This window comes from Bacillus sp. SD075, assembly GCF_017355165.1.
Classification (GTDB): Bacteria; Bacillota; Bacilli; order Bacillales; family DSM-1321; genus Peribacillus.
Map to the genome: position 1 here is coordinate 18,087 of NZ_JADILK010000004.1, position 12,632 is coordinate 30,718.

Here is a 12,632-nt window from a genome sequence, read left to right on the forward strand (position 1 = left end):
AGAATTTTTATAGATTAAGTTTACAAATGAATTAACATCAAGTCAATCACTTGAAGTTCCTTATAATTTTGATTTAATAAATTTCCCAATACTCATACTTCCCCACTGTATTAGTTTACACTTCACAACTGTACTATTAAATTTTCCGTATTTTTCAATTTAAGGATGGCGAACGATAAAATTTCAATTCCCCGGCATAACAGATCGATTCCAAAACTGCTTTAACGAAGGGCATTTGAGCCTTTAAAATAATATTCCAAAAAAACATTCAAACGCTTTCATATAAGTCTGCTGTTAGATTTTTAGTTATCGCTTTTTTTTAGTACAGGTATGAAAATTCACATCAAACTGCTTGCACAAAAAGACCATTTTAGTATTTTTCAGTCCATAAATAAACTGGATTGAACTAAAGATGGGCTGTGAGTGAGGATCACAGCCCATCTTTAGTATATTATTTTGTTGAATCAGCCATTTCTATGCCGGAACTATCATAAAAACTTTCTTTTTTTTGATTTGATTTTTCCGTTAATGCATTAAATTCCTCATTTGCTTCCAGAACTTTTGTATAAGAGGTATTGATCTTCTCGATTTGCACTTGTAATTCATCCATTTTCAAATCCTCTTTTTTAAAAAGTTCATATAATTCACGATCATAAGCCAGACTTTGTTGATAGGCATCATATAAATTATCATAGGTGCTATAGCGCTCACTCATGACCCTTTTCATTTCAGTCGCTTCTTTTTTTATCTTTTCATCCTTTATTTTCCCAATTTGTTCATTTATCTGGTTGAATTGTTCTTTTGAGGATTTCATACTGCTTTGTTCCTTTTCAATTATTTTTTCCCTTTGGTCGATATTCTTGGTTGCTTCATCTGAAAGATCGACGATCTGTTCATAATCATCCAATCCAAGTTTAATGATTTTCTCATATTTTTCTTTTTCTTTTTTCTCCAGATCATTAAGAGGCTCTTGATGATCGGTGAAATCACTTTCCTTTTCTGCAGTTTTCTCTAGGATTTTGTGGATTCTTTCTTCCGGTGAACCATTAAAACAACCAGTCAAGATCATTAAAGTAAGAAGTAAAATAACATATGGACCAAAACGTTTCAACATAGACAGCTCCTTCTGATAGTTCTTCGAAGATTCATATTTCTCTAAAATACCTTATAAGCCGCAGACACTTGTTACAATCATATTCCGAACAGGTTTTTTTCATTACTGGGCGCTAGCCTACACCCTTTAAACCATACTGCATAGGCTGTAGGGACCGTTTCAAATCAGAGTGGTCAGCATTTTAATAATACAAAAAACGGAGGTATGAAATTATGTATGGAGGTTACAACCAGGATTGCTGTTATCCAGTTTCCGTTGCACCCAGCTATGGTTATGGTGATGGTGGAGGATGCGGCTTTGGAAGCGGCTTTGCCATAATCATTGTCCTGTTCATTCTGCTAATCATTGTTGGCGCGTGCTTATGCTAAACAGGTAATTACTATTACCTTTACCCGAAAATGTTAACTATTTACCCTGATCCACAAAAAATGATTGATTTTTTTTAAAAAGACCTCAACATCTAAATAAAGTAATGGCTGGGATAGGAATTAATCGACTTGATTCCATCCCTTCCATTTTTCTTTCATTGACCATCCATTAACTTTCAGCATTTTTTTTGTTAAAATAACCTATACATATTTTATAAGAATTTTTATGGGGTGAAAGATTATGCTTACCATGGATGATTTTGTTAATGAAGACGATCCAATCTTAAGGCAAGTCGCGGTAGAGGTTCCGCTTCCTGCATCATATGAAGATAAGCAACTATTAGCCAGCTTGATGGAATATGTCCAAAACAGCCAGAAGCCCGATATTGCTGCTCTGTACGGGTTAAGGGCAGGAATCGGCTTGGCCGCACCACAGGTGAATGTTTCAAAAAGGATGATCGCGGTGCATTTGAAAGAAAAAGATGATCAACTGTATAGCTACGCACTTTTCAACCCTAAACTCATTAGCCATTCAGTTGAAAAAGCATACTTAACATCCGGTGAAGGCTGCCTTTCCGTAAATCGTCCCGTTTCCGGCTATGTGCCCCGTTATGCTCGAATAACGGTTGTGGGTACGGACCTGGAAGGGAAATCGATTCAACTCCGCCTGAAAGGCATCGCAGCCATTTGCTTTCAACATGAAATCGACCACCTTAATGGAATTATGTTTTATGATCATATCAATAAGGAAGACCCCTATGCCATTCCGGAAAATTCAATTGCGGTGGAAAGGTAACGTAATAAGCAACACCCCCATCTGTTGGTTGACGGGGGTGTTGTTTTTATATCAGTTCAAGTTCCTTCAAACCAAAAAGTATGCCATCATCATCGACATCCTTCGTTACAAAGTCGGCCTCTTGCTTCACAAGTTGACCGGCATTCCCCATTGCCACGCCATATCCCGCTACTTTTAACATCTCTATATCATTTAAGCCATCTCCAAAGGCGTAAACATCCTCCATGGCAAACCCGACTTTTTCCATTAATATTTTAATGCCTTCAGCTTTTGAACCCCCGAATGGAAGTACATCCGTCGAATACGCATGCCATCTAATGAAGTGAAAGTCATCATATTTCCCAACAAAATTCCCTTCTTCATCTTCCGAGCAGAATAGTAAGGCTTGGTATATATCATGGTCCTCATAAAAATCTGCCACATGTTCAGGGTGGGGAAACTTCAGGCTGCTTAATGCTTCTTCAATTCGGCCATGATGTGGAACACTCGATTTCATTGTCTCCTCATTCATGAAGACGATCGGTATCTCATTATTCTCAGCATGTTCGTGGAGCCGTTTTATCTCAGGTATGCTCAAAGGGTTTTTATAAACAACTTGCCCTTCAAAAACAACGTATTGTCCATTGAAACTCACGAATGTATCGATGCCAAGCTCTTCCCTTAAAGACTCGAACATGAACGGAGCCCTTCCAGTAGCAATCGCTACAAAAACCCCGCTATCCTGCAGTTGCTTTATGGCTTTTTTTGTTGAAGCAGGTAACTTTTTTTCATGATCAAGCAATGTTCCGTCAATATCAAAGAATACGATTTTCACTAACGATTCACTTCCAATTCATTCATTTTTTCCTTTTTAATATGTACCCATTTAATAATTGTCATCAAGATAAGTCAAGTAACTCTATCGGATTCAACTCAAAGTTACGTTTTTTATTCAGGAATGGGTATATACTATTCTTAATAGAAACCAACTCAGGCTTCCAGATTACACTTCCCCCATCCTTCTTTTGCCTCTAAAACTCCGGTTGATTGTTTGAAGCAGCCTTTTTTTTCAAAAATGGGCCCTGTACCTGTAAAGACGTATTTACATTATTGAATAATCCTATACAATAATAACTAAGGGAGCGTGATCGCCATGTTAAAAAAGCTTCGTAAAAAGCTTGTTAAACAGTGGAATGATCTTTTAAGAAAAAAATCTATCGCATGACTTGCCACTCATTCCTGCCTTGGCCGTCATCCTTAAGCGAATTTTTTTCGGACAGCCCTTCAAAAACTTGCGGAGGGCTTCTTCCTTGTTGTAAAGTTCTTGTTAAGCATTCTTTCTATCTTGGCTTTTATATGGTCAGGTGAATACATATTTCAATCAAAATATGTGTCATTGTATTTTCACCAAACAATGTGCATGGTGGTACTGTATGAATTCAGAAAGAATTCGTTTACGAAAAAAGATCCCATGATTTAAGTTTTACACATGGCAAAAACGGATAGGATATAAGATAGAGGAAGCTACAATTGGATTGATACCAGAATCGGCCATCTATTTTTTATATACTTTTAGACATTGGTATATTTAATTCATCAAACCCCTTCCGTTTTTATGGCGGAGCTGGGTTTATTTTTACATGATGTTGAAAAACATGAAAAAATTGTTGTTTTTATATATAATGAAAAAAGCAATGCAAACAAGTGAGGAGAGATTAAAATGGTTTTTAAGGTATACTATCAAGTAACCATATCAGAGGTTCCCATCAGGGAGAATACTAAAACAATGTTTGTCGAAGGTGAATCCGTTCGTGACGTTCGTTTAAAATTAAAAAAAGAGCCTTATAACGTAGAAATCGTACTACCCGTAACCGGAGCATATTTAGAATATGAAAAACAAAATGAAGATTACAAAGTATTGGAGCTATAATTTATGAAATTTGTAAAAAACGATCAAACAGCTGTATTCGCCTTGGGCGGTTTAGGCGAAATCGGTAAGAACACATATGCTGTTCAGTTTCAAGATGAAATCATCATCATTGATGCTGGAATTAAATTTCCTGAAGATGAACTTCTGGGTATTGACTATGTGATTCCAGATTACAGCTATTTAGAGAAAAATGTAGATAAAATTAAAGGTGTTTTCATTACCCATGGCCATGAAGACCATATTGGTGGGATTCCTTATTTACTTAGAAAAGTGAATGTCCCTGTATACGGCGGGAAGCTGGCACTAGGACTGCTTCGTAATAAATTGGAAGAACACGGCCTTTTACGCCAAACAACCATGATTGAAATCAGTGAAGATGAAGTGATCAAGTTCCGGAAAACGTCCGTCTCTTTCTTCCGCACAACTCACAGTATCCCTGACTCTTATGGAATCGTTGTAAAAACGCCACCTGGACAAATTGTCCATACTGGTGATTTCAAATTCGACTTCACACCAGTCGGCGAGCCTGCAAACCTGACCAAGATGGCTGAAATCGGTAAAGAAGGTGTATTGTGCTTACTCTCGGATAGCACAAATAGTGAAGTTCAGAACTTTACTATGTCCGAAAGCCGTGTCGGCGATACCATTCATGACATTTTCCGTAAGGTTGACGGCCGGATTATTTTTGCAACGTTTGCATCGAACATCCATCGTCTTCAGCAAGTTGTGGAAGCAGCCGTGGCTAACGGCCGTAAAATAGCCGTTTTTGGCCGAAGCATGGATTCAGCTATATCAATTGGACAAGAACTTGGTTATATTGTGGCTCCTAAAGATACTTTTATTGATGTACAGCAATTGAATCGTATGCCTGCAAATAAAGTAACCATCCTTTGCACAGGTAGCCAAGGTGAACCAATGGCAGCCCTTTCGCGCATAGCGAATGGCACTCACCGTCAAATTCAAATCATTCCTGGTGATACTGTAGTATTTTCATCTTCACCTATCCCAGGTAACACAATCAGTGTTTCCAGAACGATCAATCAATTATATCGTGCAGGAGCAGACGTCATTTCAGGTCCATTGAATGACATTCATACATCCGGACATGGCGGACAGCAGGAACAAAAGCTAATGCTTCGTTTGATAAAACCAAAATTCTTCATGCCAATCCATGGTGAATACCGTATGCAAAAACTACATGCCCGTCATGCAGTCGATTGCGGTGTTCCGGAAGAAAATTGCTTTATCATGGATAATGGTGAAGTTCTTTCCTTAAGTGAAAACACAGCACAAATCGCTGGTAAAATCCCTTCAGGTTCGGTTTATATCGATGGAAGCGGCATCGGGGATATCGGTAATATCGTTCTCCGTGACCGTCGGATTCTTTCCGAGGAAGGTCTTGTGGTTGTCGTTGTCAGCATCAATATGAAGGAATTCAAGATTGCATCCGGTCCTGACATCATCTCACGCGGATTTGTTTATATGAGAGAATCAGGAGACCTGATCAGCGATGCTCAATCCTTGATCACTAAGCATTTAAATAAGGTGATGGATCGCAAAACTACACAGTGGTCTGAAATTAAAAATGAAATTACAGACACTTTATCTCCATTCCTATATGAAAAAACCAAACGCCGTCCAATGATCCTACCGATCATCATGGAAGTTCAATAAATAAAAGAAGCCCAGCCATTGATGGCTGGGCTTCTTTGTGGATGAAAAGTGCATGCTGCCAGATATTGAGCAAGCCTTGCTTATTCCACAATTTTTTTTTCAAAGCGATTAATGTCCGAATCCGCGCCAATGACGATCAATATATCACCTTTATGAATTAAATCGCTCGCCTGTGGGGATACATTGATTTCGTTACCTCTTTTGATCGCGACGATATTCAGCCCATAGTGAGCACGGATATCAAGGTCAAATATCGAGTTTCCATTCATCTTTTGGCTTGCAACAATTTCGACGATGGAGTGTTCATCAGAAAGCTCCAAATAATCGAGAATGTTATTGGAGACGATATTATGGGCAATCCTTCTCCCCATATCTCGTTCGGGGTGCACGACAAAGTCGGCCCCGATTTTCCGAAGAACCTTCTCATGATAATCATTTTGCGCTTTAACCGTTACATTGCCGACACCCAATTCCTTAAGCATGAGGGTCGTCAATATACTAGCTTGAATATTCTCGCCAATCGCTACAATGACGTGATCAAAATTACGAATTCCTATGTTCCTCAGTACATTTTCATCCGTCGTATCCCCTACTACGGCATGTGAAGCGATCCTGGCAAATTCATTCACTCGATCTTCGTCAGCATCGATAGCCAGAACACCTAATCCTTCTTCGGCTAATGTCCTGACTATGCTGCCGCCAAAACGGCCTAGTCCAATCACCGCAAATTCTTTTTTCACAATAAGCCCTCCAACATCATTCGTTCTCTTATTTGAGCATGTTCTGTACTGAAAAGCACTTTTACGCTTCGCTTCCTTTAAACGTTATATAGTCCGTTAGGTGATTAATCGCGAGTTCAATCGCAGTTTCATCCGGATTTAACTTAGCGTGGTGCAATCCGTATTCTGATGAAACCCCCAGCCAGAACATGAATCCTGGAATCTCCTTTAACATATAACCAAAATCTTCACCTGTCATCGCTTCAGTGCATTGATGCAAAAGAACAGCAGTTGACTTCTCTGTAAAATCCATGAATTCCCGGGTCAACCGTTCTTCATTAAACACCTGGTGATACATCGCGCCATAATCGATTTCAGCCAAGCACTCATATCCCACTTGTATACCATCTATAAGCGCTTTTATTCTTGACTTGACCTTTACCATCGATTCGGGGTTAAGGGTGCGTATTGTGCCTTCTAACCGCGCTGTCTCCGCAATAATATTTTGAACGGTGCCTCCGGTAATTTTCCCAACTGTAATGACAGCTGAATCAAGTGGGTTTACATTCCTGGAAACGATTGTTTGCAGCTGCCCTACAAGCGCGCAGGCAGCAATGACCATGTCATTTGTTTCATGCGGATAGGCTGCATGCCCTCCTTTCCCCCTCAAATCGATGAATAATTCAGATGTATTGGCAAATAGAAGCCCTTCTTTAACGGCAATCGTCCCAACTGGATACTCTGGAGCAATATGTAAAGCAAGAATCATATCCGGCTTCCATTTTTTCATGGTTTCCGATTTAAGCATTGGTTCAGCTCCGCCAGGACCCTCTTCTGCAGGCTGGAAGATGAATAGCAAGTCATCATCGATCGGATTTTCGGTGAAATATGTCAATAATCCCAAACCAATGCTCATATGAAAATCATGACCGCAGGCATGCATATATTCCTCGTGGCTGGATGCGAACGGCAATCCGGTTTCCTCTTTTATCGGCAGACCGTCTATATCAGCCCGGTAGCCAATAGTTTTTCGTGGGTTCATTCCCTTAACCTTCACAAATATCCCAGTCCGCCAAGTTTCTATTTCCATCCGCTCCTGGGCAAGATTCTTTATGTAATTCAGTAGGTATTGCTGCGTCTTGAATTCTTTGAATCCTATCTCCGGTATTTGATGCAAATCACGCCGGATTTCGGCAAAAGGATTTATTTTCACATTATTTCCTCCCTATACAGAAAGCGTGGATATATTTATCCACGCTTCAGGCAATATTCACTAAAGAAATTAAAGTTGACGAAGTTCTTGCATGATTTCTGTTTTTGATTTTGTTTTTTCGTCAATTTGTTTAATGACCCGCGCCGGGATGCCAGCGGCTACGGAGTATGGAGGAACGTCTTTCGTTACAACTGCACCAGCCGCCACAACTGAGCCTTGACCGATTTTCACACCTTCAAGTACGACCGCATTGGCTCCGATTAAAACATCGTCTTCCAAAATGACCGGTTGTGCGGAAGGCGGCTCGATGACACCTGCTAAAACGGCACCTGCACCTACGTGACAGTTTTTACCCACAGTTGCACGTCCGCCCAGTATTGCGTTCATGTCGATCATTGTGCCTTCACCAATGACAGAACCAATATTGATTGATGCACCCATCATGATGACTGCGTTGTCTCCAATGGATACTTGGTCACGGATTATTGCGCCAGGTTCGATACGGGCTTTGATGCCTTTTAGGTCCAACAAAGGAATGGCAGAGTTACGGCGATCATTTTCAACTACATAATCCTCGATTTTTGTTCCTGCTGCCTTGATTGCTTCTTCGACTTCAGACCACTCACCGAATACAACACCTGTATTTCCTGTTATGAAAGTTTTAGAAGCTGGACCAAAATCCATGCCGTCTAAATCGCCTTTGACATATACCTTTACAGGTGTAGATTTTTTACTATTTGAGATAAAAGAAATAATTTCGTTTGCATCCATTTTATTCATTCCGGGTAAACCTCCTAAATATGTATCATTACTCGTTTTAAATTTACCAGACAACTGCCGGCAAGACAAGTTGAATGTCACTCTTATATATTATTCTCCCCTATTGACATTTTCATCAGCGGACCTATAACATTCCTTGGTCACGAATATGCTCTTTCACCACTTCCGTGAATGCCTGGACTTGCTTTAACTGAAAGGCAGATTCATAGCCGCAGAGCCATGTATCTCGTTCGATTGAGTGGTTATGCCCATCCGAAAGAGGGATTTTAAAAACATTCGTATCTTTATCATGTAAAGTGATGGCTGGGAGGATCGCATATCCTATACCATTAAACACCATTTGTTTGCATGTTTCGATTTGGTCCACGACTATGGTGTTTTTTGGTGTCGTTTTAAATTGCCGATGCCACCAGTCCTGAATTTCCTGATAATAATTCGAATCGCTTTTAAACTGAATGAATGGCCGGTCCGTTTCGAACACTTGATTCAGTTCCTTCATTTCAGTATCCACCAAATAAAGCATATCTGTAAATAAATGCTGTTTTACCCCTTTCCAATCCGGGGCTCCCCTTATGATGCCGATATGCACCTGTCCTTCATACAAAGACTTTAATATCTCACTGCTCCAGCCAGTGATTAAGGAAATTTTGGCATAGGGATATTTTCGGACGAACTTTTTCAATACTTGCGGCAGCCAATTTTGACCGACAATCGAGGCACAGGCTATTTTCAAAGTGCCATATACTTCATGGTCCATGGCTTGAATACTTTCCCTGACCTTTTCCTCTTTTTCTATAACCTCATTGGCCAAACGAATTACCGCTTCACCTGCAGGGGTCAATGACAGCCCTTTTTGTGAACGCAGAAACAGTTTCGTGCCCCAATCCTTTTCTATTGATTGTAAACGCTGTGATAAAGCCGGCTGGGAAACGAACAACCGCTCAGCTGCTTTTCTCATATTCATTTCCTGAGCAAGCACGGATAATAAATGAAATTCTGAAAATGACATACACACCAACCTCTTGATAATTAATTCTTATCATGATGATTTAATTTATTTATTTTTCATTATCAACAAAGTCTGCTTATAATACAAGAGAAAAGAAAAGGAGTGAATATCCTTGACGATCATTTTATTGCTTGTCATCAGTTTTGCAGCATCCTTTGTCGGAACATTGGCAGGGAGCGGTGGTCTTATCGGGATGCCATCCCTTCTTTTGATAGGTTTACCCATCCACCAGGTTATTGGTTCAGTCAAATTTCCCAATATGTTTTCTTCTTTTTCAGTTTTTATATTTTATTCAAGAAAAAACAGCTAAAATTGAAGGATGCCATCCAGTTAATCCCATCTGCCCTTTTCGGTGGCTTATGTGGTGGCCTGCTTGCTAATTCATTCTCTGAAAAGGCAATGAATTTGCTAGCCATCTGTCTCTTGACTCTCGCTTTGCTCATGAATTTCATTAAAAAACCGAAACCTTCCGTTGGAACGGATTGGCATCTTCCAAAAAAAGTTTATCCATCCCTATTCGGGATCAGTGTCTATGACGGAATGTTCGGACCGGGACAGGCAACCATGCTCATGTATACCTTTTTAAGAAATGGTGCCACCTACCTTCAATCCCTGGCCTTTACGAGATTCCAAACTTTCATCAGCTGTACGGCTGCATTCATTACCTATTTCATCGCCGGTAACATTGTATGGGAGATTGCCATTTATTACACGATTGGTTCCCTTATCGGATCACAGCTGGCCTTGCGTGTGGCTCAAAAAATCTCCACTCGACAGTTGAAATTAATTTTACATTCGGTCACGATCGCATTATTGATTCAATTGATCATCAGAGTTGCGTTTCCTTAAATACAAAGGCAAACCCCATTTAAAGAGTTTGCCTTTTACCTATGCCTTTTTATTCTTTCTTAGTCTGGTAAGTAACAGGAAGCTGATTACGGAGAAGACTAGAACGATGAGATAAATCGTCTGTAAAGACAATGTAAGTCCTTCCTGTAAAACCTTTACCACATTATCAGGAAGAGACATGCGTTCCTCACTGTCCAACAGTTGGTTTGCCGTATCTATCGTCACTCCCGAACCGGCTGGAGCATGCTCGTTCAAATAGGCTTGAAGTCTCATATTCATGATTCCCCCAAGTAACGCAGCGCCTACAGTATTTCCTAAATTACGCATAAACATATTGGAAGCCGTCGCAATACCCCTTCGTTCCCAGCTGACGGTTTTTTGGATGACGACAATGAATGAGGTAGAAGTCAAACCCATGCCTACACCGACAAAAAAGGATCCCATGGCAGCAAAGAGCGGCCCAGCTTCCGGCTTCATCCATACTAGGGTCAAACTCCCAAGAATCAATGAACATCCTCCAAGGAGGGAGGTTGATTTAAATCCTATTTTCATCAATAACCTGCCTGAGACCATTGATGCGATCGGCCAGCCAATCGACATAGCTGTCAATGTAAAACCAGCTACCGTAGGCGAGCGCTCCATCACTCCTTGAACGAATGTGGGGAGGAAACTTGATAACCCAATCATCATCACCCCTGTCGTCAGGGATACAAGGTTCGCAATCAGAATGGAACGCTCCTGCCAGATTTCAAATGGCATCATCGGTTCGACTGCTTTCTTTTCTTGAAGGATGAACAAGATGAAGGTGATGATGGCCACTAACGCCAAGGATATGACCGGAGCTGAAGCCCATGACCATTTCACTCCTCCTTCTACGAGTATCACCATAAGAGTGGATATGGATAATGTCAATAGCGTTGCACCTAGGTAATCGATATCACGTTTTTTCTTTTCGATATTTTCATGAAGGAAAATCCAAATCCCTACAAAAGATAGCAAGCCCAAAGGAACATTAACCCAGAAGACAAGCTTCCAAGTCAGGGATTCAACAAGCAAGCCACCCAGAGCTGGCCCCATGACCGCTGAAATTCCCCAAACGCTCGATAGATACCCTTGAACGCGACCTCTTTCTTCATTTTTATAGATATCACCGACAATCGTCGAAGCTACAGGAGCTACAGCCCCTGCCCCGAAACCTTGTACAAAGCGATATATGATGAGTTCCGTCATAGAATTGGCAAAACCGCAAAGAAGGGAGCCCATTAAGAAGACAAAGATTCCAAATAATAAGACAGGTTTTCTTCCGAGAATATCCGATAGCTTCCCATATATCAAGACCGTTACGGCGTTCATTAACAAATAACCTGAAAACACCCAGCTATAAAGTGAAAAACCACCTAAATCACTTACAATGGCTGGCATTGCCGTCGAAACGATGGTTCCTTCAATAGCATTCATAAACATAGCCAACATGATGGCAGCCAATATGAAGGGACGTTTTAATTTTTTATTCTGCACTTTTTCTCCATCCGCTGTTTGGCCCAATTTTCGCATTCCCTCCTAATAGACCCTATCTTTTTATAGACTTTACTACTAGCTGAATCAAATATGTAAAAAACAAGAAAACTCGCCAACTGGCGAGTCTTGAGGATACCTTCATTTTAAGACTGACTTATTTATCAGGTGTATTTTGTTTAAATACTTTTTTCAAGATTGCCCTTCTCGTTAAGATTCCCTCAAATACATGTTCGTCATTCTCTACACAGACAAAAGGATGGTCAATCAACAATTCCACACCCTTGGTCAATGTATCTTCAATATGCAGGCGCGGTATTTCTATATTCATTATTTCGGAAACTTTTTTATTCTCAAGATTATCAAATTCAATTCGTTCCAGTCCCAAGATTGAATCAAGAATAACTGGTGTGCTAATTAAACCATGCAGTTTATACATCGGATCTAACACAGGAATGGCCGTATAACCGCTCTTTGTTAATACCAATAGTGCATGTTCTAAGTTATTGGTTACCTGCACGTGGGCCACGCGTTCAGAAGAAATCATTAAGTCTTTAACGCTGGATTCCAATAAATCCCCATCATGAGTACCGATCATGTTAAAACCCCTTACCATATGTTTTTATATACAGCTCTTTCTATAGTTTAACATATGTAAGCAGAAAAGGCTCATTCCTAGACCAATA

Annotated in this window: 13 protein-coding genes; 5 read left to right on the forward strand and 8 right to left on the reverse strand. The window is 40.2% G+C overall.

Translation table 11 applies throughout. From position 1 onward, the window contains the following. Positions 1–451: 451 nt before the first annotated feature. Positions 452–1,114, reverse strand: a complete 663-nt coding sequence (locus IOC57_RS04595; protein ID WP_207437615.1) for a YkyA family protein — start codon at positions 1,112–1,114, stop codon at positions 452–454. A gap of 212 nt (positions 1,115–1,326) precedes the next feature. Between IOC57_RS04595 and IOC57_RS04600 the strand changes: the two genes are divergently transcribed. Next, entirely contained in the window at positions 1,327–1,482 is a 156-nt protein-coding gene (locus tag IOC57_RS04600; protein ID WP_207437616.1) for a YjcZ family sporulation protein, read from the forward strand. A gap of 241 nt (positions 1,483–1,723) precedes the next feature. After that, complete coding sequence (gene def / locus IOC57_RS04605; RefSeq protein WP_207437617.1) at positions 1,724–2,278, forward strand: peptide deformylase; 555 nt, start codon at positions 1,724–1,726, stop codon at positions 2,276–2,278. Between the two features lie 46 nt (positions 2,279–2,324). Here the strand turns inward: def and IOC57_RS04610 are convergent, their stop codons facing one another. Further along, a complete protein-coding gene (locus IOC57_RS04610; RefSeq protein ID WP_309487663.1) occupies positions 2,325–3,092 on the reverse strand; it encodes a Cof-type HAD-IIB family hydrolase in 768 nt (255 codons plus the stop codon). An 885-nt stretch (positions 3,093–3,977) separates the two neighbouring features. Between IOC57_RS04610 and IOC57_RS04615 the strand changes: the two genes are divergently transcribed. Both IOC57_RS04615 and rnjA read left to right on the forward strand, forming a co-directional pair. Further along, positions 3,978–4,187, forward strand: coding sequence for a DNA-dependent RNA polymerase subunit epsilon (locus tag IOC57_RS04615; RefSeq protein ID WP_034314070.1), 210 nt, complete (start codon positions 3,978–3,980; stop codon positions 4,185–4,187). Positions 4,188–4,190: 3 nt separating this feature from the next. Next, positions 4,191–5,861: a ribonuclease J1 gene (rnjA, locus tag IOC57_RS04620; RefSeq protein ID WP_207437618.1), complete on the forward strand. Its 1,671-nt coding sequence runs from the start codon at positions 4,191–4,193 to the stop codon at positions 5,859–5,861. 80 nt (positions 5,862–5,941) lie between these two features. Here rnjA and IOC57_RS04625 read toward each other — a convergent pair whose 3' ends face one another. From IOC57_RS04625 to IOC57_RS04640, 4 genes are all read right to left on the reverse strand, one after another. Further along, complete coding sequence (locus IOC57_RS04625; protein ID WP_284702805.1) at positions 5,942–6,604, reverse strand: potassium channel family protein; 663 nt, start codon at positions 6,602–6,604, stop codon at positions 5,942–5,944. Positions 6,605–6,662: 58 nt separating this feature from the next. After that, positions 6,663–7,787: an N-acetyldiaminopimelate deacetylase gene (locus tag IOC57_RS04630; RefSeq protein WP_207437779.1), complete on the reverse strand. Its 1,125-nt coding sequence runs from the start codon at positions 7,785–7,787 to the stop codon at positions 6,663–6,665. A gap of 75 nt (positions 7,788–7,862) precedes the next feature. Continuing rightward, positions 7,863–8,573: a 2,3,4,5-tetrahydropyridine-2,6-dicarboxylate N-acetyltransferase gene (gene dapD / locus IOC57_RS04635; RefSeq protein ID WP_207437619.1), complete on the reverse strand. Its 711-nt coding sequence runs from the start codon at positions 8,571–8,573 to the stop codon at positions 7,863–7,865. Between the two features lie 124 nt (positions 8,574–8,697). Continuing rightward, positions 8,698–9,582, reverse strand: coding sequence for a transcriptional regulator CcpC (locus IOC57_RS04640; RefSeq protein WP_207437620.1), 885 nt, complete (start codon positions 9,580–9,582; stop codon positions 8,698–8,700). A gap of 102 nt (positions 9,583–9,684) precedes the next feature. On the opposite strand from IOC57_RS04640, the gene IOC57_RS04645 reads away from it, so the two are divergent. Then, complete coding sequence (locus IOC57_RS04645; RefSeq protein ID WP_309487664.1) at positions 9,685–10,431, forward strand: sulfite exporter TauE/SafE family protein; 747 nt, start codon at positions 9,685–9,687, stop codon at positions 10,429–10,431. A gap of 39 nt (positions 10,432–10,470) precedes the next feature. Here the strand turns inward: IOC57_RS04645 and IOC57_RS04650 are convergent, their stop codons facing one another. After that, positions 10,471–11,976, reverse strand: coding sequence for an MDR family MFS transporter (locus IOC57_RS04650; protein ID WP_286184529.1), 1,506 nt, complete (start codon positions 11,974–11,976; stop codon positions 10,471–10,473). Positions 11,977–12,103: 127 nt separating this feature from the next. Further along, positions 12,104–12,544: a cyclic-di-AMP-binding protein CbpB gene (gene cbpB / locus IOC57_RS04655; RefSeq protein WP_063232001.1), complete on the reverse strand. Its 441-nt coding sequence runs from the start codon at positions 12,542–12,544 to the stop codon at positions 12,104–12,106. Between the last annotated feature and the right edge of the window lie 88 nt (positions 12,545–12,632).

Bases quoted from the DNA above. Each gene is read 5' to 3' on its own strand.
- IOC57_RS04595 (WP_207437615.1), bottom strand. From the start codon at position 1,114: ATGTTGAAACGTTTTGGTCCATATGTTATTTTACTTCTTACTTTAATG.
- IOC57_RS04600 (WP_207437616.1), top strand. From the start codon at position 1,327: ATGTATGGAGGTTACAACCAGGATTGCTGTTATCCAGTTTCCGTTGCA.
- def (WP_207437617.1), top strand. From the start codon at position 1,724: ATGCTTACCATGGATGATTTTGTTAATGAAGACGATCCAATCTTAAGG.
- IOC57_RS04615 (WP_034314070.1), top strand. From the start codon at position 3,978: ATGGTTTTTAAGGTATACTATCAAGTAACCATATCAGAGGTTCCCATC.
- rnjA (WP_207437618.1), top strand. From the start codon at position 4,191: ATGAAATTTGTAAAAAACGATCAAACAGCTGTATTCGCCTTGGGCGGT.
- dapD (WP_207437619.1), bottom strand. From the start codon at position 8,573: ATGAATAAAATGGATGCAAACGAAATTATTTCTTTTATCTCAAATAGT.
- IOC57_RS04640 (WP_207437620.1), bottom strand. From the start codon at position 9,582: ATGTCATTTTCAGAATTTCATTTATTATCCGTGCTTGCTCAGGAAATG.
- cbpB (WP_063232001.1), bottom strand. From the start codon at position 12,544: ATGATCGGTACTCATGATGGGGATTTATTGGAATCCAGCGTTAAAGAC.